General features: G+C 38.6%; 22 protein-coding genes. 9 read left to right on the top strand and 13 right to left on the bottom strand.

Going from position 1 to position 24697, the window contains the following annotated elements:
- Positions 1 to 16: 16 nt before the first annotated feature.
- The 5 genes from ACJVDH_RS10420 to ACJVDH_RS10400 form a co-directional block, all read right to left on the bottom strand.
- Positions 17 to 1129: a DUF3667 domain-containing protein gene (locus tag ACJVDH_RS10420; protein ID WP_443947510.1), complete on the bottom strand. Its 1113-nt coding sequence runs from the start codon at positions 1127 to 1129 to the stop codon at positions 17 to 19.
- A 20-nt stretch (positions 1130 to 1149) separates the two neighbouring features.
- The gene (locus ACJVDH_RS10415; RefSeq protein WP_443947509.1) at positions 1150 to 2535 is read right to left on the bottom strand and encodes a nucleoside permease; all 1386 of its coding nucleotides are present in this window, start codon (positions 2533 to 2535) and stop codon (positions 1150 to 1152) included.
- Positions 2536 to 2709: 174 nt separating this feature from the next.
- A complete protein-coding gene (locus tag ACJVDH_RS10410; RefSeq protein WP_443947508.1) occupies positions 2710 to 3324 on the bottom strand; it encodes a bifunctional nuclease domain-containing protein in 615 nt (204 codons plus the stop codon).
- Positions 3325 to 3395: 71 nt separating this feature from the next.
- The gene (locus ACJVDH_RS10405; RefSeq protein ID WP_443947507.1) at positions 3396 to 4364 is read right to left on the bottom strand and encodes an electron transfer flavoprotein subunit alpha/FixB family protein; all 969 of its coding nucleotides are present in this window, start codon (positions 4362 to 4364) and stop codon (positions 3396 to 3398) included.
- A 105-nt stretch (positions 4365 to 4469) separates the two neighbouring features.
- Entirely contained in the window at positions 4470 to 5207 is a 738-nt protein-coding gene (locus ACJVDH_RS10400) for an electron transfer flavoprotein subunit beta/FixA family protein (protein ID WP_443947506.1), read from the bottom strand.
- A 130-nt stretch (positions 5208 to 5337) separates the two neighbouring features.
- Between ACJVDH_RS10400 and ACJVDH_RS10395 the strand changes: the two genes are divergently transcribed.
- Positions 5338 to 5673: a tetratricopeptide repeat protein gene (locus tag ACJVDH_RS10395; RefSeq protein ID WP_443947505.1), complete on the top strand. Its 336-nt coding sequence runs from the start codon at positions 5338 to 5340 to the stop codon at positions 5671 to 5673.
- A gap of 22 nt (positions 5674 to 5695) precedes the next feature.
- Complete coding sequence (gene chrA / locus ACJVDH_RS10390) at positions 5696 to 6925, top strand: chromate efflux transporter (RefSeq protein WP_443947504.1); 1230 nt, start codon at positions 5696 to 5698, stop codon at positions 6923 to 6925.
- A gap of 81 nt (positions 6926 to 7006) precedes the next feature.
- Here chrA and dnaB read toward each other — a convergent pair whose 3' ends face one another.
- A complete protein-coding gene (gene dnaB / locus ACJVDH_RS10385) occupies positions 7007 to 8569 on the bottom strand; it encodes a replicative DNA helicase (protein WP_443947503.1) in 1563 nt (520 codons plus the stop codon).
- 188 nt (positions 8570 to 8757) lie between these two features.
- Here dnaB and rlmB point away from each other — a divergent pair, with 188 nt between their 5' ends.
- Positions 8758 to 9525 carry a 23S rRNA (guanosine(2251)-2'-O)-methyltransferase RlmB gene (gene rlmB, locus ACJVDH_RS10380; RefSeq protein WP_443947502.1) on the top strand — a complete coding sequence of 256 codons (768 nt, stop codon included), beginning with the start codon at positions 8758 to 8760 and terminating at the stop codon, positions 9523 to 9525.
- An 89-nt stretch (positions 9526 to 9614) separates the two neighbouring features.
- Here rlmB and ACJVDH_RS10375 read toward each other — a convergent pair whose 3' ends face one another.
- The gene (locus tag ACJVDH_RS10375; protein ID WP_443947501.1) at positions 9615 to 10706 is read right to left on the bottom strand and encodes a mannose-1-phosphate guanylyltransferase; all 1092 of its coding nucleotides are present in this window, start codon (positions 10704 to 10706) and stop codon (positions 9615 to 9617) included.
- 14 nt (positions 10707 to 10720) lie between these two features.
- A complete protein-coding gene (locus ACJVDH_RS10370) occupies positions 10721 to 11689 on the bottom strand; it encodes a KpsF/GutQ family sugar-phosphate isomerase (RefSeq protein ID WP_443947500.1) in 969 nt (322 codons plus the stop codon).
- 91 nt (positions 11690 to 11780) lie between these two features.
- On the opposite strand from ACJVDH_RS10370, the gene recQ reads away from it, so the two are divergent.
- From recQ to cysM, 5 genes are all read left to right on the top strand, one after another.
- Positions 11781 to 13970 (top strand): DNA helicase RecQ, encoded by a 2190-nt coding sequence (gene recQ, locus ACJVDH_RS10365; RefSeq protein WP_443947618.1) that lies wholly within the window; start codon positions 11781 to 11783, stop codon positions 13968 to 13970.
- A 92-nt stretch (positions 13971 to 14062) separates the two neighbouring features.
- On the top strand, positions 14063 to 14875 hold the full coding sequence (gene kdsA, locus ACJVDH_RS10360; protein WP_443947499.1) for a 3-deoxy-8-phosphooctulonate synthase: 813 nt from the start codon (positions 14063 to 14065) through the stop codon (positions 14873 to 14875).
- A 267-nt stretch (positions 14876 to 15142) separates the two neighbouring features.
- The gene (locus ACJVDH_RS10355) at positions 15143 to 15772 is read left to right on the top strand and encodes a carboxypeptidase-like regulatory domain-containing protein (protein WP_443947498.1); all 630 of its coding nucleotides are present in this window, start codon (positions 15143 to 15145) and stop codon (positions 15770 to 15772) included.
- A 241-nt stretch (positions 15773 to 16013) separates the two neighbouring features.
- The gene (locus ACJVDH_RS10350) at positions 16014 to 16829 is read left to right on the top strand and encodes a serine O-acetyltransferase (protein WP_443947497.1); all 816 of its coding nucleotides are present in this window, start codon (positions 16014 to 16016) and stop codon (positions 16827 to 16829) included.
- Position 16830: 1 nt separating this feature from the next.
- Complete coding sequence (gene cysM / locus ACJVDH_RS10345; RefSeq protein ID WP_443947496.1) at positions 16831 to 17703, top strand: cysteine synthase CysM; 873 nt, start codon at positions 16831 to 16833, stop codon at positions 17701 to 17703.
- Between the two features lie 41 nt (positions 17704 to 17744).
- Here cysM and ACJVDH_RS10340 read toward each other — a convergent pair whose 3' ends face one another.
- Together ACJVDH_RS10340 and ACJVDH_RS10335 are read right to left on the bottom strand one after the other, a co-directional pair.
- Entirely contained in the window at positions 17745 to 19523 is a 1779-nt protein-coding gene (locus tag ACJVDH_RS10340) for an OmpA family protein (protein WP_443947495.1), read from the bottom strand.
- A gap of 146 nt (positions 19524 to 19669) precedes the next feature.
- Positions 19670 to 20293 (bottom strand): 7-carboxy-7-deazaguanine synthase QueE, encoded by a 624-nt coding sequence (locus ACJVDH_RS10335; protein ID WP_443947494.1) that lies wholly within the window; start codon positions 20291 to 20293, stop codon positions 19670 to 19672.
- Between the two features lie 89 nt (positions 20294 to 20382).
- Between ACJVDH_RS10335 and ACJVDH_RS10330 the strand changes: the two genes are divergently transcribed.
- Entirely contained in the window at positions 20383 to 20736 is a 354-nt protein-coding gene (locus ACJVDH_RS10330; RefSeq protein WP_443947493.1) for a Rieske (2Fe-2S) protein, read from the top strand.
- A 187-nt stretch (positions 20737 to 20923) separates the two neighbouring features.
- Here the strand turns inward: ACJVDH_RS10330 and ACJVDH_RS10325 are convergent, their stop codons facing one another.
- Genes ACJVDH_RS10325 through lepA form a run of 3 tightly spaced genes read right to left on the bottom strand, consistent with a single transcriptional unit; the run spans position 20924 to position 24571 of the window.
- Positions 20924 to 21805, bottom strand: a complete 882-nt coding sequence (locus ACJVDH_RS10325; RefSeq protein WP_443947492.1) for a bifunctional 5,10-methylenetetrahydrofolate dehydrogenase/5,10-methenyltetrahydrofolate cyclohydrolase — start codon at positions 21803 to 21805, stop codon at positions 20924 to 20926.
- 42 nt (positions 21806 to 21847) lie between these two features.
- The gene (locus ACJVDH_RS10320) at positions 21848 to 22774 is read right to left on the bottom strand and encodes an alpha-1,2-fucosyltransferase (protein ID WP_443947491.1); all 927 of its coding nucleotides are present in this window, start codon (positions 22772 to 22774) and stop codon (positions 21848 to 21850) included.
- Positions 22775 to 22783: 9 nt separating this feature from the next.
- Positions 22784 to 24571, bottom strand: a complete 1788-nt coding sequence (gene lepA, locus ACJVDH_RS10315; protein WP_443947490.1) for a translation elongation factor 4 — start codon at positions 24569 to 24571, stop codon at positions 22784 to 22786.
- Positions 24572 to 24697: the final 126 nt, after the last annotated feature.

The following is a 24697-nucleotide window of genomic DNA, read 5'->3' as shown; positions in this document are numbered from 1 at the left end:
ACTAATTGCGCCAGAATTACACAGCGTAGTATATAATATTGATTAGCAACCATTCTGTTAGGAAGAGAGAAATCGAATACAAAATAAAGATTGTGATCATTTTTCCGACCACTTTTTTACGCTGATAAAATACTTTAAGTGCATTAAACATGTACCAACATATCCAGAATATTACGGCCAGATTAATTAACGTTTTTATAAATCCGACGTCTCCTAAAAGATATTTGATTATGGGTTGTGTGAAAATCTGAACGATAAAATACGCAGTCATTCCATGAATGGTAAAGATCAGGTGATCCAGATAATAGATATGGTTTCTCCTGAAATTCCACATAATGAAAAGCGCTAGCAAAGGCATGAGCAAAAAGTACTGCTTTGGTCTGTTGTGTTCCAGCGTTTCGTTAATAACATCAGATTTTTCTCCAATTGTTATTGAACGTTTTTTTACGATTCGCTCAATCCAATTGTCTTTTTTTAAAAGCGGCAAGCCTTTTTGCCTGTTTAGATATGCTTCGTATGTGCTGTCATTGCGGTCGTCATGAATGCGTGTGTAATCTTGAATGACTTCTGTTAAGGAATCTGATTGATTAGCCTTATTTTGCTTTTTCAAATCTGTAAGCAAAATGGTTTGCTGTGGAAAGCTTAAGTCTCTGAACGATTGTTTACCCAACTCATCAATAATTTCCTTTTTAGTTCGGTTAACAATTTTTTGATTTTTTATACCAACATTATCCAAAGCTGCAGTTGCTTCATCCAGCGCTTCCTTTTGCTCTATATGAGTTTTTACCTTTGAATGCTCACTTGCCCTTGATTTATGTTCGGGCGAATAGGCTACTAAAAAATACACAATAGATACAAAAATGTACATGCTCACCGGGTTAATGTATCGCGCGCGTTTTCCAGCAAGATAATCCAGTGTAACCAGTCCGGGTTTAGTAAGTAAAGGTTTTAATGTTTGGAAAAACTTATTGTCGAAATGGAAGTAATGAGCAATGCTGTGACTTAAAAATGCCCATAAACTTTCTTTCAGCTCTAAATTAGGCTGACCGCATGCGCTGCAATAATGTTTTTCTACTTCAGCGCCGCAGTTTAAACAATTGTGTTCTTTCCGATATTTTCCTGCTGACATGGTTTGAGCGTATCTAAATTTTAATGGTTTATAGCTTCAATGGCTGCGGCTTCTGCGCGCGTATGTTTATGCTTAAAAAAGAGTGCAAACAAAACCGTTATTGTTAGTGCGTAAATAGCAAAAGAAAGCCAGATTTGATGCCAGTCTTTCATATGGATGGCTTTGTCAAATGTTCCATTTTGAAGCACATTTACTCCTTGACTTTTAATAAACTGTAATAAGTGGTTATTGCCGGGTGTTGATCCTACAAAGCTCGCTGTAGATTGTACGTCCATAAACGATTTGGTGAAATACTTATCAATCATCCAACCAGAAACCAGACTGCCGAAAACAGCACCAAAGCCATTTGTCATCATCATAAACATACCTTGTGCAGATGAACGTGTTTTTGCTGTAGTAGAGGTTTCCACAAAAAGTGAACCTGAGATATTGAAAAAATCAAATGCCATTCCGTATACCACGCAAGACAATACAATCATCCATAAATTACTTACCGGATCGCCGTAGGCAAATAAACCAAATCTGAAAACCCAAGCCAACATGGCAATAATCATTACTTTTTTAATGCCGAATTGTTTTAAGAAGAATGGAATGGCCAGGATAAATAAGGTTTCTGAAACTTGAGAGATAGACATGATAATAGTGGATCTCCGTACCACGAAAGAATCTGCATATTGTGGGAAGTTCTTAAACTCGGATAGAAATACATCGCCATATGCATTGGTAAGTTGCAATGCGCCACCCAAGCACATAGAGAATAAGAAAAACAAAGCCATTTTGTAATCTGCAAACAATTTGAATGCTTCTAAGCCCAGCGTCTGCATCCATGAGTTTTTTTCTGAAATTAGTTTTGAAGGCGGGCATTTTGGCAAGCTAAATGCATATATACCAAGCAATAATGCAGCAATACCTGCAATGTAAAATTGATTTGCACTGGCTTTATTATCGGTTAAATTGGTAATCCACATCGCAGCAATAAAGCCAATTGTGCCCCATACACGTATCGGTGGGAAATCTTTGACTACATCTAAGTTGCCAGATTTTAGTGTTGTATAAGAGATTGAATTGCTCAGAGAAATGGTTGGCATATAAAAACACATTGCGCCAAGCATCACCCAAAAAAATGTACTTGGATTGTCAACCATTGGCAGGCAAAACAAAACGCCTGCATATAGAATATGTAATATACCGTATAATTTTTCAGCATTTATCCATTTATCTGCAATTATGCCGGTTAAGGTTGGCATGAAAAGCGATGCAAAACCCATTGTTGCGAAAATTGCCCCAAATTGTGTTCCATCCCATTGTTTTGTTCCAAACCAGTAATTTGCAATTGTGATCAGCCAGGCGCCCCATACAAAGAATTGCATGAAACTCATCAAAGTTAAGCGAAACTTAACATTCATATCTATATCTTTAGTTTGTTTTTTGAAAGTAAGCGATGAAGATAGGACTATTTGAAAGATAATTAAAAAAAATGCCCAAATTATTTCAAATAATTCGGGCATTTTCAATGTCATTAAATTTTATACTTCAGTTTCTTTCTTAGAGAAGTCATGAAACAATTTTTAATGAAAAAACTAGGAAGCATTTCTTTTATTTAATTCATCTCTTAATCTTGCAGCTTTTTCATATGCTTCTTCAGCAATGGCTTCCTGCAATTTTTGTTGTAATTCTTCTAATGTTAAATCGCCGAAACCTTGTTGGCGTGTTGTAGTCGCCATACTGTCTGCATCGGGTTCTTTAGTTATGCTTTCCATATTTTCCAGGAAAAGGAAATCGTTCCCTTCAATTACAATTCCGGCAGAAGCCAGAATAAATTCGTAAGTGTAGATCATAGCATTAAAACGCACGGCTAATGCAATCGCATCAGAAGTCCTTGCATCAATTTCATGCGTGTTTTTTCCATCGGTACACATCAGCTTTGCGTAAAATACACCATCAACCAGGTTGTAAATGATTACTTCCAGAATGTTTATGTTAAAGGTGCCGGCAAGTGATTTGAAAAGATCGTGCGTAAGCGGCCTACTGGGCGTCATTTTCTCAATTTCAATAGCAATAGCCTGAGCTTCAAAAGCGCCAATAATAATGGGCAAACGCCTGCGTCCGTTTACTTCGCCCAACACCAAAGCATAGGCGCCTGATTGTGTTTGGCTATATGATAACCCAACTATATCTAACTTTACTTTCTTCATATGTATTAATGCCATGTGGCACTTGCCGAAACCTATTAAACATGGATTCGGCAAGCCCATGATGACAAAATTTATCCTTTGTGTGCTTTTAAAGCTTCTATTAATTTTGGTACTACTTCAAACGCATCGCCAACAATACCATAATCTGCAACTTTAAAGAAAGGTGCTTCCGGATCTTTGTTGATTACGACAATCACTTTTGATGAACTTACGCCGGCAAGATGTTGGATTGCGCCAGAAATTCCGATTGCAATGTACAAATTAGGGCTTATGGAAATTCCTGTTTGTCCAACGTGTTCAGAATGTGGTCTCCAATCGGCATCAGATACAGGTTTAGAACATGCGGTTGCCGCACCAAGTAAAGCGGCCAGTTCTTCTACCATTCCCCAGTTTTCCGGGCCTTTTAATCCTCTTCCGCCAGAAACTACAACTTCTGCGTCTGGTAGTGATACTTTGTCTGATGCTCTTACAATTTCTTTAATAACTGTTCCAAGATCAGATTGTTTTACATCAGCAGCAAAGTTTTCAATGCTTGCATCTGTCGCATTTTCCTTGACACCAAAGGCATTAGGGTTTAAAGCGATAACTTTATTTTCTGAAGTTAATTCGGTGACAGCAAATGCTTTACCTGAAAAAGCAGTTTTTTTGATAGCAAATTTACCATCTGTACTTGGCAATTCTACTGCGCCATCTGCCAAACCTGCTTGAAGTTTTACAGCAATACGTGGTGCCAACCCCTTACCCGAAAACGAATTGGATAAAACCACAACATTTGCACCTTCTTTTTCTGCTGCTGCAGCAATTACACTTGCATATGCTTGGTTAACAAAAGTTTTGAGCTGATCTGCGCTTACATTTAATACTTTAGAAGCACCATAAGTTCCAAGCGATTTAAGTTCGCTTTCTGAAACATCACCAATAGAAATTGCGGTTAAATTGGTAGACTGTTGATCTGCAATGGCTTTGGCATAAGAAACCGCTTCAAATACGGATTTCTTAAATTTGCCCTCAGCTTGTTCTACATAAACTAATACTGACATATCTTGATGGTAAACCCTTATTCAGGATTCATTTTTTAACGGTTAAAAATTATTTGATTATCACTTGCCCTAGCTTGGGGATCGACCTGTTTTCTAGGATGTCAATTAGATTACTTTTGCTTCGCTGTGTAATAAACCAATCAATTGTTCTGCCTGATCTGCAGGAACAAGTTTAACAGCACTGCGCGGAGCAGGTGTTTCATATTTCACAACTTTGCTTAAAGCATCAATGGCAACAGCATCTACCACGCTAAGTGGTTTAGTCCGCGCGCTCATAATGCCACGCATATTTGGAATTTTTGGTTCGGCAACACCTTCAGCGCAGCTCGCTACAAATTTTCCTGAAACAGAAACAACTTCTTTTCCGCCTTCAATTTCACGTTCAACAGTTGCTGTAGATCCGTCAAAATCTAATTTTTTGATAATTGAAATTGATGGAATATCTAAAAATTCGCCAATCATTGCTGCAACCTGGTTTCCGTTATAATCGATAGATTCACGACCAGCAAGAATGATATCGAAGTCTTTGTCTTTAGCATATTCTGCAATTTGCTTAGCAACAAAGTAAGCATCCCGCGGAGCGGCATTTACACGTACAGCATCATCGGCACCAATAGCCAAAGCTTTACGGATGGTTGGATCATTTGCTGCTTCGCCTACGTTAATTACCGTAACAGTTCCCTTGCCACCTTCGCTAAGTTCAATTGCTCTTGAAAGCGCAATTTCATCGTATGGATTTACAATATATTGAACACCCGCAGTATTGAATTCGGTATTATCGTTGGTAAAAGTTATTTTTGTCGTCGTGTCTGGCACGTTACTGATACAAACTAATATTTTCATATAAATGGTTTTAAGTGATTGAGAAGCCAGTAGGAGCCGGCAAGTGTGAAAAAGCTCTTTCTGGATTCCTATTACATGTTTAATATATAAGGTCTTTCTGCAAATTTAATTAAAAAAGCAAGGAATAAAAATGTCATCTACCCGATTAATCAAGTTATTAGAGTTTTTAGAAGCCGAACCTAATGATCCCTTTATACTATATGCCTTAGCAACAGAGTATAACAATTCCAATGAGCCCGAAAAAGCGTTTTCTTTTTACCTGCAGTTAACCGAAAAGCACCCCGATTACGTTGGAACTTACTATCATTTGGGCAAATTGTATGAAAAAAATGATCAAAAAGACCAAGCTATTGAGGTATATCAAAAAGGAATGACTGTTGCCAGAAGTAAGCGCGATATGCATGCTTTTTCTGAATTACAGGGCGCGTTTAATACCGCTTCTGGATTGGATTACGAAGACGATTAAAGCAAGCTCAATCTGAAGGCGTATGGCTATCAAAATTGAAAAGAAAGCGATTTCTGGAAAAAGACAAATGCTTTTTCTCCGAAATGTTGTGTTTTTTACATTCACTTCTTTTGGAGGTGCACAGGCACATTTGGCCTTGTTGCTCAAATATTTTGTACATACGAATAAGTTTATTTCTGAAGAAGAATTGCTGGAGTTAAATGCGTTGGCACAAGTTCTGCCTGGGCCGGCTTCTACACAAACTTTAGTTGGTTTAGCGTGGAAGGTTGGCAAGCTGAAACTGGCCATAATTACTTTTCTGATCTGGATTTTGCCAACTGCATCAGTCATGACGTTTGCTGCAATCAGTTACGCCATGTTGGATCAGAAACAACAGTTCAACGATATTTTGGAGTATATGCAGCCAATTGCCCTCGGCATTGTTGCTTACGGCGCCTGGAAATTGGGGAAAAAAGTTTTGAAAACCCAGGTTGCCGTTTTTCTGGCTATTGCCGCTGTTGTGGCAACTTTTGTACTGAGAAATGCTTATGTATTTCCACTTGCAATTTTAGTGGGGGGAATGATTTCTTCTGCAATTGAAACGCCTCGTGAGGAAACGGAATTGAGAGTGAGGTTGTTCTCGAATATCAATCCAAGAAAGCTGATTTACTTTTTAGGTGCCTTGCTTATTTTTGCTGCGATTGGTGCAATCATCAATAGAACTTCTCCTTTTAGTCTTCCCATACGTTTGCTTGAAAATTTTTACCGAAACGGGATATTGGTTTTCGGCGGTGGTCAGGTTTTGGTTCCGTTAATGTACACGGAGTTTGTTGAAATGAAACATTATCTTCACGCATCTGGCTTTCTCTCTGGCTTCGCATTGCAACAAGCTTTACCCGGGCCAACATTTTCATTTACCAGTTATCTTGGCGCTTTAAGCATGCGCAATTTTGGTTATGGTTTTTGGGGTCAGATTTTGGGTGGCTTGGTTGGCGTAATCGGCATAAATTTACCCGGATTAATTCTGGTTTTATTCATCGTTCCGTTTTGGGATGATCTTAAAAAAATCTCCAGAATAAAACACAGTTTATCTGGTGTTAATGCTGTTAGCGTAGGTTTTATTATTGCCGCATTTATCCTTTTATTAATTCCAATGAGCTTAAACTGGCTTTTTTTAGTCATCATGTTCTGTACATTTATCTTGCTTAACTTCACAAAAGTGAGTCCACCTGTAATTGTACTTGCAGGTATGTTGTTGGGTTATTTTTTCTGAGTATCCTTTTCACAAAAAATATACAAAACAAAAAAGGCAAACATCTGTACGATATTTGCCTGCATAAATTCTGTATATCAATTAAAAAGGTGGATCGTCATCTGAATAATCATCCATTTTTGATGGACGAATAATCACATTACTTTGTTTTTCAAAATCCTGAGATGGATACATTCCAGAAGACGGACTATCATTTGAAAAGGAATCAGGAGCAGAAAAATCTTCTTCAAGATCGGCGAATTTCACAAACTTTCCGATAAATCTTAAAGGTACAATTCCGGTTTCACCGTTACGGTGTTTCGCAATAATGACCTCGCCAATACCGGCTTGTGATCGTCCTTGCTCATCTTCTGTAATACCATAATATTCTGGGCGATACAAGAAAAGAACCATATCGGCATCCTGCTCAATAGATCCAGATTCACGCAAATCTGAAAGCATTGGGCGTTTACCCTGCAAACCTGGTCTACTTTCAACGGCACGACTTAATTGCGAAAGTGCCAGAACAGGAACATCCAATTCTTTTGCAACCGACTTTAAAGCACGGGAAATGCTACCAATCTCTTGCTCGCGGTTACCGCCACCTTTACCTTCCCCTTTTCCATGCATCAGCTGAAGGTAATCTACAATAACCAACTGTATGTCGTATTGTGATTTCAACCTTCTGCATTTCGCCCGAAATTCAAAAATATTCAGTGCGGGTGTATCATCTATCAAAAGCGGCGCCTCCGTTAATCGGCCGATTTTACTGTGCAATTGTTGCCATTCCCATTCTTGAAGATTTCCTTTACGGATTTTTTCCTGCTCAATTTCCGCTTCTCCGGCAATAAGACGATTTACAAGTTGTACGGAAGACATCTCCAAAGAGAAAACAACACAAGGTTTTTGAAAATCTACGGTTGCATTTCTCGCACAGGTAAGTACGAAAGCCGTTTTTCCCATCGCCGGACGGGCAGCAATAATTACAAGATCTTGTTTTTGCCATCCGCCCGTAATGCGGTCAAGTCCGGTAAATCCGGTAGGTACACCTGTAAGTCCGTCCGTTTTTGTACGCAATTCTTCTAGCGTAGCTAAAGACTGTTTTACGATGTCGTCCATTTTTTGCGTATCCCGACGCAAGTTGTTCTGTGCAATATCAAACAAACCTTTTTCTGCATGGTCTAACAGATCAAAAATATCGGTAGTATCTTCGTAGGCATTGCTGATAATATCAGTCGAGATCCGAATCAATTCACGTTGAATGTATTTCTGAGAAATGATACGGGCATGAAATTCGATGTTTGCCGCAGAAGCAACACGATTGGTCAGATTGGTTACATAATACGCGCCGCCAACCATTTCTAAAGCGCCCATTTGGCGCAATTCTGAAGTTACAGTCAGGATATCTACAGGTTTAGATTTTTGAAACAAGAGGTGAATAGCTTCAAAGATTTTTTGATGCGATTCCTGATAAAAAATCTCAGGCTTCAAAATATCGATAACGGCAGATAGGGCATCTTTTTCCAGCATCAGCGCACCTAAAACAGCTTCTTCCAAATCCAACGCCTGTGGCGGAATTTTACCTAAAGAACTGACTGTGTTGCTTAAACGTGCTTTCCGAGCTGTTAGATTACCTTTGCCTCCTTGTTCATTTTCAAAACTCATGTTACAAAAGTAGTCAAAAGTTTTACGGAATGATTTAAGAAGTTACTAGCTGTTTGTTAACAAATTGACAGATAATTCATTTAATATTTTTACTCTTAAAAGGGGTTTTGTTCTGCAAAATCAGATCACAATAATTTGATTAGGGGTAAATCATTTAATTGAATACTTTTGCGTAACAAATTTTTAATATGGATAATTTTAGAAGACCGCAACGCCCGAAAGAAAATAATGAATTTGTTTTTGGTATCCGCGCAGTAATTGAAGCGATTAAAGCAGGCCGAGACATTGAAACCATTTATGTGCAAAGAGGATTGGGCGGCGAGCTTTTTCTGGAGCTAAAAGCATTACTTAAAGATACATTAATTCCCTTGAATTCGGTGCCAATTGAGAAATTGAACCGGATGTCGCAAAAGAATCATCAGGGCGTAATTGCTGTAATTTCGCCAATTACTTATCAAAATATAGAAGATATTGTTCCGGCTATTTTCGAAAAAGGAGAGGTGCCGCTTATTTTAGTGTTGGATAGTGTAACCGATGTTCGCAATATGGGCGCAATTGCCAGAACTGCTGCTTGCGTGGGTGTGCATGCGATTGTTGTTCCGCTAAAAAACGCTGCGCAAATTAACGCGGATGCGATAAAAACTTCTGCAGGTGCACTATTCAGTATTCCAATTTGTCGCCATTCTAACCTGCATAAAACCTGTTTGTTTTTACAGGAAAGCGGTTTGCAAATTGTGGCTTGTACGGAAAAAACCGACGATTTAATTTACGTACCGGATTATACGGTTCCAATTGCCATCGTTATGGGATCTGAAGATGAAGGTATTTCCAATGAATTGTTGCGTGTTGCAGATCATCTGGCAAAAATTCCAATGTCTGGCAAAATAGAATCGCTCAACGTATCGGTTGCTGCAGGCGTTATTTTATATGAAGCTGTTCGGCAGAGAACTGTTTAAAAGCTGAAATTGCTGAAACTTTTAAACAATTTTTTGAATTCAAAAATGGAAACTGTAAACCAATTACCGGCATACAGTTTCCATTTTTTTTAGATAAATTTATTTCCGAAACGGGATTTTACTTCCGCTACAAACTCTTTAACTTTCTGTTCCTCATTACGTGGACAAACCATTAACATGTTGTTGTTTTCTACTACAATGTAGTCGTGTAATCCATTTAAAATGACCAACTTATCTTTTGGTACATTAACCATACAATTAGATGAGTCGAACATGATAACCTGCTCTGACGGGATGACCGCATTGCCTACATAATCTTTCTCTGCCATTTCATAAATGGATGCCCATGTGCCAAGATCAGACCAGCCAAAATCAGAAGGAAGCACGTACACGTTGTCGGCTTTTTCCATAATTCCAAAATCAATAGAGATGTTGGTGCATTGCAGATAAGCATTATTGATAAATGCTTTCTCGCCTGGGCTATTCATTTCAGATTTGCCGCCGTTAAAGATGTCATACATATCTGGCAAATGTTTCTCAAAAGCAGCAAGAATAGATTTTGCAGACCAGATGAAAATACCGGCGTTCCAAAGGAAATCGCCACTTTGAAGAAATGATTTTGCAAGCTCCAGATTTGGTTTTTCAGTAAACGTCTTAACTTTATGTAAATCCGTATCGGTATTCAACACGTAATCCGTATGCTGGATATAACCATATCCTGTATCCGGGCGATTGGGTTTAATGCCTAAAGTAATCAGGCAGTCGTTCTTAGCTGCCGCTTCTAAAGATTGCTGAATAGAATCTACAAAACCTGCCGGATCGGCAATGGTATGATCAGAAGGTGCAACTACGATGGTTGCATCAGGATTTAGTTCGGCAATTTTTAAACTTCCGTATGCAATACAAGGCGCTGTGTTTCTCATCAAAGGTTCAGCCAGAATCTGGTTGTCGCTCATTTGAGGCAGTTGCTCTTTAATTAAATCGGAATAGATCTCGTTGGTAACGATAAAAATATTTTCCGGTGGACAAATGGTGAGAAAGCGTTCGTAAGTACTTTGAATCAGCGTTTTTCCAACGCCAAAAAAATCGATAAACTGTTTAGGATATTCGGTTCTGCTCACTGGCCAAAAACGGCTTCCAACGCCGCCAGCCATAATCAGTGCATAATAGTTTTTATTCATTTTATTGGTTAAAATTACACGATACCTTCATTTAACAGGTCGTGCAAATGGATAATGCCAAAGTAAGTATTTTGTTCCAAAACTAACAATTGTGTGATGTTATTTTGTTTGATAATGCCCAAAGCATCTACAGCCAAAGCATCTCGTTGTATGCTTTTGGGTGTTTTGCCCATAATATCTTCTGCTTTTAAAGCATCAATGTTTGAATTGTTTTCCAGCATTCTACGAATATCGCCGTCTGTTATTATGCCAAGAATTTCATTATCGGGATTTACAACAGCTACAGCACCCAAACGGTTTTTACTAATTTCAATTAGTACATCTTTTACAGAAGCCTGCGGAGAAATTGATGGTTTTTCGTTAGACAAGGCGAGGTCTCTGGCCTTAAGATAAAGTTTTTTACCCAGCGAGCCACCAGGATGATAACGGGCAAAATCCGCTTCATTAAATTCGCGGCATTCTAATAGACAAATGGCAAGCGCATCTCCCATAGCCAGTTGAGCGGTTGTACTGGTTGTGGGGGCCAGGTTGTGGGGGCAAGCTTCTTTCTCTACCGAGGTGTTTAAAATCACATCTGCATGCTCGGCAAGATATGAACTTAGTTCGCCAACCATCCCAATCAAGGTATTTCCGGCTGCTTTAAGTAAAGGAATAAGGATTTTTATTTCTGGTGTATTCCCGCTTTTAGAAAGGCAGATTACAACATCATTAACCTGTATCATGCCTAAATCGCCGTGTATGGCATCTGCCGCATGCATAAAGATAGCCGGTGTGCCCGTAGAGTTAAATGTGGCCACCATTTTTTGTGCAATAATTGCGCTTTTTCCAATCCCGGTAACAATTACCCGTCCGCTGCATTTTAAGATCGAGTTGACTGCTTTTTCGAAATCATCATTAATATTTTTCGAAACATTTAAAATGGCGGCCGCTTCTAGTTCTAAGGTGCTTTTTGCCGAATTGATTATTGATTTTTTACTTTTCAAAGAGAAAATAATTGTCTGTGAATAATTGAAATTCTTGTAAAATTATGTTATTTTGGATAGAAAAATAGCATCGCATATTTTATTACACAAAATGGACGTGAAAAAATCGTTATTTGATAACCTTCAAAATTTTTTTGGGTTTGATAATTTCAAGGGTGATCAGGAGTCGATCATCACTAATATTTTAGAAGGCAATAACACGTTTGTGATTATGCCAACGGGCGGAGGAAAGTCTATATGCTATCAATTACCAGCTTTAATGAGTGAAGGCACAGCCATTGTGATATCGCCATTAATTGCTTTAATGAAAAACCAGGTAGATCAACTACGGGCATTTGGCGGAAATGACAGCATTGCTCATTTTCTAAATTCATCTTTAAATAAGGCAGAAATCACTCAGGTTAAAACAGATCTGCTAAATGGCCATACCAAACTTCTTTATGTTGCACCAGAATCTTTAGCGAAACAGGAAAATATTGAGTTTCTAAACTTGATTAAAATTTCTTTTGTTGCAGTTGATGAAGCACATTGTATTTCGGAGTGGGGGCACGATTTCCGCCCGGAATACCGGAAGATTCGCCAAGTTATTGGCGGGCTCGGCAATAACATTCCAATTATTGCTTTAACCGCAACGGCAACCCCAAAAGTTCAGCAAGATATTGTGAAAAATCTGGGCATGAGCGATGCAACCTTATTCAAATCGTCATTTAACAGGCCAAATCTTTTTTATGAAATCCGCCCTAAAAAAGACATCAATAAGGAAGTTATAAAGTTTATTAAATCCAATCCGGGCAAATCCGGAATTATTTATTGTTTAAGCCGCAAGAAAGTTGAGGAAGTTGCAGAAACGCTAAATCTCAACGGAATTAGCGCGCTTCCATATCACGCAGGTTTAGATGCCAAAGTTCGTGCAGAAACGCAGGATAAGTTTTTGATGGAAGATGCAGAAGTAATCGTTGCCACGATTGCTTTCGGAATGGGAATTGATAAACCAGATGTTCGTTTCGTGATCCATCACGATGTGCCAAAAAGTATGGAAGGTTATTATCAGGAAACCGGACGTGCAGGCCGCGATGGCGGAGAAGGTATTTGCATCGCTTTTTATTCGCAAAAAGACGTGGATAAACTGGCGAAATTCATGAAAGATAAACCTGTTTCTGAACGCGAAATAGGTACACAAATATTAAAAGAAGTTATTGATTACGCCGAATCTGGTGTTTGTCGCCGTAAACAAATTCTTCATTATTTTGGCGAAAATTTCAATGAAACCGGCTGTAATTGTATGTGCGACAATTGTAAAAAGCCGAAAAAACAATTTGATGCAGAAGAAAGGCTCGGCACGTTACTGAAATTTATTGAACGCACAGAAGAAAAGTTTGACGATGCACATTTGCTGAATGTTTTTCTAGGATTGGAAACTGCGCAAACCATTGCTTATGAGCACCGTAAAGTAATTGAATTTGGTATTGGAAAGGAAGATGGAGAACTGCTTTGGAAATCTATGATGAGACAAGCCGTTTTAAACAATTTCTTATTCAAAGACATAGACAATTACGGATTATTAAAGCTGACCAAACAAGGCAGAGACTTTATTGAAAATCCATACGCTTTAAAATTCATTCTAAACGAGCCGATTGAATCTGCTGTTGATGATGATGACGACGAGGTAAAGCAAGGCACAGGCGCTTTGGATACGCACTTGTTACAGTTGTTAAAAGATCTTCGGAAGAAAATCGCGAAGCAAAAAAATGTTCCGCCTTTTGTGGTGTTTCAAGATCCTTCTTTAGAAGAAATGTGTACGCATTATCCAATCGCGATGGATGAATTGCGCCAGATTTCTGGTGTAGGTTCTGGCAAAGCCATGAAATTTGGCTCACCTTTTCTTGAACTGATTAAAAAATACGTTGAAGACAACGATATCGAAAGACCAATTGATCTGATTATTAAAACGCAGGCCAATAAATCTCAGATGAAAGTGTCTATCATTCAGAATATCGATCGCCAGATTGGATTGGAAGATATTGCCGATTCTAAAGGAATTACATATGAGGAGATTTTGAAAGAAGTAGAATCTATCGTAAACTCCGGAACAAAGCTAAACCTGAATTACTTTATCGATGAAGTGATTGATGACGACAGGCAAGATGAAGTTTTTGATTATTTCCGTGCAGCGGAGACAGATTCTATAGACGCTGCATTAAATGAGCTTGGCGAAAGTGATTATACCCGCGAGGAAATTCAGTTGATGCGAATTAAATTCATGTCAGAACTGGGAAACTAAATCGGAAATAAAAAAACGACGTGAAATATAAGATTTGGTGCGGAAAATAGATCGCATCTCAAATTTCGTATTTAACGTCTCAAATCTCAATTATGTTAAACTACTTAGATAAACTACAGAACACAGAATCCGGAAATTTCTTTTTAATGGCTGGTCCATGTGCAATTGAAGGCGAAGATATCGCTTTGCGTATTGCAGAAAAAATAGTTTCAATAACCGATAAATTGCAGATTCCATACATTTTTAAAGGTTCTTATCGTAAAGCAAATAGGAGCAAAGGAAGTTCTTTTACCGGTATAGGTGATGAAAAAGCCTTAAAAATTTTAGAAAAAGTTGGGCGAGAATTTAACGTGCCAACCGTTACAGATATTCACGAAAGTGAAGAAGCTGCTATGGCAGCCGCATATGTAGACGTTTTGCAAATACCGGCTTTTTTATGCCGTCAAACCGATTTGTTAATCGCGGCAGCAAAAACTGGGAAAGTTGTTAATGTAAAAAAAGGCCAATTCCTTTCTGCGGGTTCTATGAAATTTGCGGTAGAAAAAATTAAGGAAGCCGGCAATGAAAAAGTTGTGTTAACAGATCGCGGAAATACTTTTGGTTATCAGGATCTGATTGTAGATTATCGCGGCTTGCCAGAAATGCAGTCTTTCGGCGTTCCTGTAGTGATGGATTGTACGCATTCTTTACAACAACCCAACCAAAGCAGCGGCGTTACCGGTGGAAAACCAGAATTGATTTCTACCATTGCTAAAGCAGCAATTGCTGTTGGTGCAGATGGTTTGTTTATAGAAACACATCCAGATCCTGCAAATGCGAAGTCTGATGGCGCGAACATGCTTCATTTAGATTTACTTGAAGAAACATTAACCAAGTTGATCAGAATCCGCCAGGCCATTCTGTAAAATAACCAAGTCTTCTGTTTTAATTTACCACGTTGTGTAGATTAAAACAGAAGACCGTCTTAAATGCTTTCAGCTTTATAATGCAAAAGTTGAATCATCAATTGACTATCTTTCAGTATACTAACATTTTTTATGGAAATTTGAATTTCAAAACAGGTGTATACCTGTAAACAGGTATTTTTTCAATTTTCTGATATAAGCTGAAACCTTTCTACATTTTTGTACGTTTTGGCGGCAGTCTAATTTGAAATCAAACCTATAAAAACGATGAAATTCTCCTATTATTTTTTAACCGCGGCAATTCTCGCCTTGTCTTTTTCTAGTGTACGAGCACAGTATGTTGAACCAGAAGAAAAAGAAAAAGTAACCAATTTATTTCCTGAAGTACCTTTTGATTCGCTCGGAGCAAAGAAAATGCTTGCGCGCGGCACCGGCACAATTTCTGGTGTCGCATTTACCAAACCCAAAACAAAATTGGGTTATAAAGCGCCCCTTGCATCTCGGATTTATGCCAATAAAATCAAAATTGTATTGCTACCGGTTACGCCATATTTTGAAGCCTGGTATAAACTGAGGGACGATAAAGAAAATAAGCGAAAAAAAATATTTGTCTACATGACACCGCAGGCTTTTAAATATCGTTTAGAAGCCATCACAAATAGTAATGGAAAGTTTACATTTCCCGAGATGAAACCCGGAAAATATTTTTTACAAGGTTTTTTAGGGTGGACATCTAGCGGTACGTATAACGAATACACCGGAAGCGGTTACAACAATTATGGCGGCAGAACAGATTATTACCAGCAGAAAGGATATTCAGTTTCTCATGAAGACCGTCTAGAAACATTTGTTGAAGTTAAAAGCGATGGTGAAGTAGTCAATATTAAGTTAAAATAAATTCTGTAAAAGCATATACCTAAATTATTTTTAGTTCTCTTGTTGATCAAAACTCTGCATGTTACCGCAGAGTTTTTTTATTTTGAACTTTGCTTAATGTCGTTTTTTGTATAATCTAAGCAATTTTTTTTGCCATTTAATATGCATCCTTTTTGGGTTCTTAAACAAAAACATACCTTTACACGCTGCCTTATACTTGTTGCAAAGCGGGTTTATTGGCTGTTTGATAAGCGTATCAGCTATGGATGATAATTTTTTTAGATACCTGTTTGAAAAGCAGGAAACAAATACTGCATTGCCGCCAAATGAAATTATTTGGCAATGGGCGTTAAAGGTAATTCATTTACTTTATCCGGAAAATTCAAAGAATGAATTTCTGACAACAAACGATTTAACTGCACATGCTAAAGAATTGCATCAGGAGCTATCTGCAATGTTAAGTTCCAGCTGTGATAAACGGGTCAATTGCTGTTCTTTTGCCGATCGTTTTTTTGATCAGTTACCAGAGTTGTACAGAATACTGAATACAGATATTACCGCAATTTTTGATGGCGATCCGGCGGCGAGTTCTAAATTGGAAATTATCCGCACGTATCCGGGTTTTTATGCCATTTGTTTTTATCGTATCGCTCATGTGTTGCATCAGTTTGGTATTCCTTTAATTCCGAGAATTTTGACTGAGCATGCACATTCCAGAACTGGAATAGATATTCATCCAGGTGCCATAATTGGCGAATACTTCTATATCGACCACGGAACCGGAATTGTAATTGGCGAAACATCTGTAATTGGAAGGTACGTGAAACTTTATCAGGGTGTTACGCTTGGCGCACTAAGCGTGAGGAAAACGCTTCTTGGAATTAAAAGACATCCGACCGTCGAAGATAGTGTAGTGATTTATGCCGGAGCAACTATACTTGGCGGCGAGACCCAAATCGGCCACGACAGTATTATCGGGGGAAATGTATGGATTACGGAAAGTGTACAACCTTTTTCTACAGTATACCATTCGCCAACAATAACCATTAGAAACGTTAACGAAAACCTAAACGGATAACATGTCAGCAATTATAGATCTTATTGGCAATACGCCAATGGCAGAACTTAAAAAACTCAATCCAAATCCTAATGTCCGGATTTTTGCAAAATTGGAAGGCAATAATCCCGGAGGAAGTGTTAAAGACCGTGCATCATTAAATATGATTCGCAGTGCTTTAGAACGCGGAGAAATAAAACCGGGTACAAAACTGGTTGAAGCAACGAGTGGAAACACCGGAATTGCACTTGCTATGATTGCAAGCCTTTATGATCTGGAAATAGAACTGGTAATGCCAGAAAATTCTACGCGTGAACGGAAAGTCACGATGGAAGCATTTGGTGCAAAAGTTACTTTGTTAGAAAGTATTGAGGTTTGCCGGGATTACGCTGTTGAAAAAGGCAACCGTTCTGGTTATTTTTTACTTAATCAGTTTTCTAATCCAGACAATTACATGGCGCATTACAAAACAACCGGACCAGAAATCTGGAAAGATACTGCCGCTGAGATTACGCATTTTGTTAGTGCCATGGGAACAACGGGAACGATAATGGGTTGCTCAAGGTTTTTAAAAGAAAAAAACGAATCTATACAGATTGTTGGCTGCCAGCCAACAGAAGGGTCATCAATTCCTGGAATCAGACGCTGGCCTGCAGCGTATTTACCCGAAATTTTTGAGGCAGAACGCGTAGATCGTGTTATGGATATAGACGAGCAGGAAGCTGTAGATATGGCCAGAAAATTAACTAAAAGTGAAGGTATTTTTGCAGGAATGAGTTCTGGTGGTGCCTGTGCGGCGGCAATTAAACTTGCACAAGAAATTGACCGTGGAACAATTGTTTTTATTGCCTGTGATCGCGGCGACCGATACCTTAGCAGTAATTTGTTCGGCTAAAAACCAAATTCGGTTAAAATAATTGATCGGTAGGCAAAGATTTAGATTTTTGTGATAACGAAAGATGTTCTGCGGTTGGTTTGTCTGCCAGATTGTGTTTTATTGTCTGCAATTGGTTTTGTAGCACCAAAGCCTTTAAAGGTAAGGCGCATAGCGGATATGCCTTTCGCAACCAAATAATTGTAAACAGATGTTGCACGGTTTAGCGATAATTTTTCATTCAGTTTTGCGTCGCCAACATTATCTGTGTGGCCTTGAATTTCTATAGAGACAGTTGCGTTTTGGCTTAAAAAATCAATCAGAATATCCAGTTCCAGAATGGATGCAGGCAGTAAATTAAATTTATTTGTATCAAAGAAAATATTCTTTAAGGTTACATTTCCACCAGTTTTTATCCGTTCAATTTCTACTTCAATTTGGTATGGTTTAGTGATATTCCCTTGTTTAAGCTCGAAATTTTCAGAATAAAATAAATATCCTTCGGCATTTACGTTGAATAAATAATTGCTCCCGACTGGCATTACAGCTAAAAATTGGCCAGTTTCGGGATCTGTATAATCGTCAAATACCGTTCGATTGGTATTCAGATCAATTACCTGTATGTTACTTTCAAGAGTTTTTTTACTGTCTTTATCCCTTACAATTCCTTTTACGTAGTTGATTTTTTCTGGCTTTGCTGTGTTTGGAATACCAAAACTATAAATATCTTTTCCGCCATAACCTCCGGACATATCGGAAGAGAAAAAGCCAAAATTTCCATCGGCACTAACAATTAAGCCATTCTCATCCTCAAAAGTATTTATCGGGTAACCAATATTGGTGGGTTTTTGCCATTTACCATTTGTGTCTAATTTGCTGAAGAAGATGTCTTTTCCGCCAAAACCCGGCCATCCGTCAGAAGAAAAATAAAGTGTCTTACCGTCTACATGTAAAAATGGTGTGTTTTCATCGTTCGCGGTATTGATTTCTGGTCCGAGGTTGTTTGCCGCTCCCCATTTTCCATCATCAGTAATGGTGCTTTTCCAAATATCGTATCCGCCAAAACCGCCGGGCCTATTGCTTATAAAATACAACGTTCTTCCATCCGGACTGATCGCCGGCTGTGATTCCCAGTATTCTGAGTTTACTGGTGCGCCGACGTTATAAGGTTCTCCCCAGGTTTCGCCAACTTTATGCGAAACATAAATATCGCAACGGCCTAATCCGTCCGGGCGGTTACAACCCGTAAAAAACAGATATTTTCCATCAGGAGAAATGGTTTGTGCGCCTTCGTTATAAAGGCTGGTATTGATGGCATTGGATAGAGGAGTAGCCGTTTTCCAGCCATTGTCTTGGAACTTGCTGGTCCAGAAATCTTCGTTTTCATTAATCTGTCTGGTGAAAATGAGCTGTTCACTATCGGCTGTTAATGCAGGGAAATACTCAGAATATTTGGTATTGATGGATTCACCCAGATTTTTGGCCTCAAATTGTACGGGATGTTTTATTGCAAATGAAGCAAAATCGCAACTGGCAATATATTTTTTAGCTTTTTTTAAGAACTCTGGATTTTTATCCTGTAAAGCAAAATCTGCAAAATGCATTCTTGCATTTACATAATCCTGTGTTGCAAATTCAGTTTCTGCCAAGAAGTAAAGAAGTGAAGAATTGGTTAAACCCGGAAGTTTTAATGCCTGAGCATATTTAGTTCTGGCTTCTGCATATTTTTTCTGCATTCGATATACGTCGCCGCTTAATATAATTGCATTGGCAAACTGTGCATCTAGTTGTGTAGCATTATCAAGCAGCGGAATTGCACTTGTGTAATCTTTGTTTTGCACAAAAACAGATGCTTTATCATATAAACTTTGGGCTTTTCTATTTTGAGAATTTTGGCCATAGCAAAGCGTGGATAAAAAGAAGCAATACAACACTAAAAAGCTAAACCGCATTGGGATTTCGATTGGTTTACGCTAATGTATTGCTTTTAAGGAATATTTAAAAATTTATGTGTTTGTAGCGAAATTTCCCATTTCGGATTTGCCATCACATATTCTATAATCATTGGCGTGATTTCTTTTGATTTAGACCATTCTGGCTGTAAATACAATTTGCAGGTAGGAGACACCATTGCTGCGTATTCTTCTGCCCATTTAAAATCACTTTTATTGAAAACGATTACCTTTAATTCATTTGCGAAAGGGGTAATATCGGGGCGAGGTGCTTTAAATTTTTTAGGAGAAAGGCAAATCCAGTCCCAGTTTCCTGACAAGGGATAAGCACCGGAGGTTTCTATGAAAGTTAAAATCCCGCGATCTTTAAGTTTGTTGGTCAGGTAATCCAGATTATAAATAAGCGGTTCACCACCAGTAATTACAACTGCTTTGCCCGGAAATTGATCTGCGTTGTTTACAATCACGTCTGCCGGTGTTAGCGGATGCATTTCTGCATCCCAGCTTTCTTTAACATCGCACCAATGGCAACCCACATCGCAACCGCCCAGACGGATAAAATATGCTGCTTTGCCTGTATTAAATCCTTCGCCTTGTATCGTGTAAAATTCTTCCATCAAGGGAAGTAAAGTGCCGTCTTCTGGTATGTCCTGCTTCATTTTTGAGGATGCAAATATCCTAAAAAAATATGGTCTGTGGGTTCCACTTTTGAAAATTTATTCAAAGATGAAATAAGTCTGATATTTAAATGGTTAATTTAGTAGCCATGCGTTGGATCAAAGCCCTTAATAAAAATCAAATCCCTGCCAATGGTGATATTAAAACTACAGAAGTTGGCGGTAAACAACTTTGTATTATCGATCATGAAGGCAAAATTGTAGCTGTACAGTCTCAGTGCCCGCATGCTGGCGGTCATTTTAGTGGTGGTTGGTGCAAAAATGGCCAGTTGGTTTGCCCGATACATCGTTACGAATACGATTTAAAAACCGGGCGAGGCGCAGAAGGTCAAGGGGATTACATTAACGTTTACGCAACAGAAATACGTGACGACGGTTTGTATATCGGGTTTGAAGAAAGTTGGTGGGCAAAATTGTGGAGCTAAGGTATAAGCGATAGAAAAATAATTTGTTGCTCACTTGTACATTGGTTCAATCGTCAATTATTGAAAGAGATTACATCGATAAATGGCTATTGCATTTATTCTTTCACGAAAAAAGCGATTCAATCACTTGAACCGCTTTTAGGTATTTTAACGATTTGATTTAGTTTAATCAATCTCTGTTCTAGATTTATCCGTAGATTTCTTTTCTAGCCGATGCTAGCGTATTTTTAAGTAAACCTACAATTGTCATCAATCCTACACCACCGGGAACAGGCGTAATGTATGATGATACTGGCGCTACATGTTCAAAATCAACATCCCCAAATAGTTTGAAACCGGATTTTGTTTCTGTAGAGGTTTCGCGGTTAATGCCCACATCAATGACAATTGCGCCTGGTTTAACCATATCTGCAGTAACAAAATTCTTTTTGCCAATTGCAGCGATAATAATATCTGCTTGCAATACTTGCTCTTTAAGATCTTTAGTGCGAGAGTGTGTTAAAGTAACCGTGCAATTGCCAGGATTTGCATTGCGTGCCATCAAAATACTCATTGGGCTACCTACAATATTACTTCTGCCAATTACCACACAATGTTTGCCAGCAGTGTCAATCTTATACTCTTCAAGCATCAACATAATTCCGTATGGTGTTGCCGGAATAAAACATGGCAAATTGCGCATCATTCTGCCCAGATTAATTGGATGGAAACCATCTACATCTTTACGATGGTCAATTTTTTCGGTTACCTTTTCCGGATCAATATGTTTTGGAAGCGGTAGCTGAACAATTAAGCCGTCAACATCCTCATCTTGGTTAATTTCCTCAATTTTAGCGAGCAGTTCTGCTTCAGTAACTGAGTTGTCATATCGGTGAAGTGAAGATTTGAATCCTACTTTTTCACAGTTTTTCATTTTACTGGCTACATAAGTCTCGCTACCTCCATCATTGCCTACCAAGATGGCAACCAAGTGCGGTTTGCGGCCTGTATCCTGCAAAAACTTCTGTGCTTCATCAGCAATCTGGAGTTTTACTTTCTCCGATACGTGTTTTCCGTCTAAAAGTTGCATGCGTATTTTATTGTTATTGTGTACATATTAAACTATCCCATTTTAAAACCGATACAATTCCTCTTCCGGAAAAGTAGTATCGGCAAGTAAACTTGGGTTGTATTTTGGAATACCCAATTTCTGGTTTCCATTTAAAATCATCGTCAGGGGTTTGTCACCATAATACGCAGCCCACTGACTAAACGTACTTGGAGGACCAATTATGGCGTCGCAACCTGCTAAAGCATATAAATCTACGATAAAATTTCTTTCGCTACTGTCAATTATAAGTCCTTGATAATTATCTTTTTCAATTGCTTCATTTGAACATAAAAAGAAGGCGCAAGTTTTTCCAATTGCCTGGTAGGCATTTGCTACTTCATGCATCATCCTAACATATTGTTCATCTGTATAAAACCATCTGCCATCAGCAAATGTTGCATAATCGCCACGGCGGATATGGACACCAACCAATATATCTGCATTTTTTCTAGCCTTTGCAACAGCCAGTTCAGATTGCGACAAATAAGGTTCTACAGGTGTAAAGAAACGGCAAATCTGTTTCCTGTGTTTTCTGATGTTCTCCGGATCCCGAAACATCCAGCCTTCTGCAAGAACTGTTTTGGATTGCGCATCTCGCACAAAATCTGATCGATTCAGGTTAAAAGGAATAGATCTTTTATCCTCGTTAAAGGTTGTTCTGTAAAATTTAAAAAGTGTTGGCGTTTTGCCAAATTTTCGAAATGTAACAGACGACCAGTTTTTAAACAAATTACTGTATAAATAATCCAGTTGAGCGATTCCACTGCGTTTAACACTGATTGGATATACGCCGAAATCGTCGCTTTTTGTTGCCTGAAAATACGGGCGGTATTTATGAAAACCTAGGTTTTTTAAGGGGTAATTATATTCTATGCTGTTCGCAATGAAACTGGCAAATCCCCATAAGCGATTTGCCAGCTGTGCATTTTGGCTGTTTATAATAACCATTAAGCGATATTAGTCTAATTTTAGTACGGCCATAAAAGCAGTTTGCGGAATCTCTACGTTTCCAACCTGGCGCATACGTTTTTTACCTTTTTTCTGTTTCTCCAACAATTTACGTTTTCTGGAGATATCACCACCATAACATTTGGCCGTTACATCTTTACGTAAAGCACTTAAAGTTTCGCGGGCAATAACTTTTGCACCAATTGAAGCTTGTATTTTAATTTCGAACTGCTGACGTGGGATAAGTTCTTTCAGTTTTTCGCAGATTTTCTTCCCAAAATCGTAAGCATTGCTTCTGTGAATCAACGAAGAAAGTGCATCAACAGGTTCTTCATTAATCAACATATCTAAACGAACCAAATCTGATTTACGGTAACCTACCTGGTGATAATCGAAAGACGCATAGCCTTTAGAAATGGTTTTCAGTTTATCATAAAAATCGAATACGATTTCGCCCATTGGCATTTCAAAAACCAATTCAACACGATCAGAAGTTAGGTATGACTGATTGATAATAATACCACGTTTCTGAATACAAAGTGACATTACCGGGCCAACAAATTCTGCCTTCGTAATGATATTTGCTTTAATAAATGGTTCTTCTACCGAATCTAGTTTACTTGGATCTGGTAAATCTGATGGATTATTTACGGTAATTTCTACACCTTTTGTTGTGTGGGCAATATACGATACGTTGGGTACGGTTGTAATTACCGTCATATCAAATTCGCGCTCCAAACGTTCCTGGATAATCTCCATATGGAGCATTCCAAGAAAACCGCAACGGAAACCGAAGCCTAATGCTGCCGAACTTTCTGGTTCGAAAACGATGGATGCATCATTTAACTGCAACTTATGCATGGCTTCGCGAAGCTCTTCAAATTCATCAGTATCCACAGGGTAAATGCCGGCAAAAACCATTGGTTTTACCTCTTCAAAACCTTGAATCGCTCCACTTGCAGGGCGGTCAGTTGTGGTGATTGTATCACCAACTTTAACTTCGCGGGCTTCTTTAATTCCGGAAATAATATAACCAACATCGCCTGTTTTAACCACATTTCTTGGCGACATGTCCAATTTCAGAATCCCTACTTCATCTGCCAGATATTGCTTGCCGGTATTGATGAATTTAACTTTATCGCCTTTTTTAATTTCGCCGTTTACTACTTTGAAATACGCAATAATACCTCTGAAAGAGTTGAATACAGAATCGAAAATTAATGCCTGCAGCTCGCCTTCAGGGTTTCCTTCCGGAGCCGGCACGCGGTCAACTATTGCCTGAAGAATTTCTGGAATACCCATTCCCGTTTTACCGGAAGCCGGGATAATATCTTCGCGATCGCAACCAATTAAATCAATAATCTGATCTTTAACTTCTTCTGGCATTGCACCCGGCAAATCCATTTTGTTTAAGATTGGGATGATTTCCAAATCGTGCTCTAAAGCCAGGTATAAATTGGAAATGGTTTGCGCCTGAATACCTTGTGAAGCATCTACAATTAGTAAAGCGCCCTCACAGGCAGCGATAGAACGCGAAACTTCGTAAGAAAAATCTACGTGTCCGGGGGTATCAATTAAGTTGAATACATATTCTTGATCACCAACTTTATAATTCATTTGGATGGCGTGACTTTTAATGGTAATGCCACGTTCGCGTTCCAAATCCATGTTATCGAGCAATTGAGCCTGCGCCTCACGCTGCGAAATGGTCGCAGTGTATTCCAATAGCCTATCCGCCAAGGTGCTCTTCCCGTGGTCGATATGTGCAATTATGCAAAAATTACGTATATGCTTCATCTTTGCGCAAAGATATGCTTTTTCGCGTAAAAAAACAGGGCGAAATTTTTGTACATTTCGAGTGTTTTCTGAGGCAATTTTCGTTTAAATTTTTAGGATAAAAGTGTGTAAACACAAAAGGCTGGA

This window comes from Pedobacter terrestris (genome assembly GCF_052343045.1).
In the GTDB taxonomy this organism is placed as follows: domain Bacteria; phylum Bacteroidota; class Bacteroidia; order Sphingobacteriales; family Sphingobacteriaceae; genus Pedobacter.
This window is presented reverse-complemented; position numbering and strand designations above follow the sequence as displayed.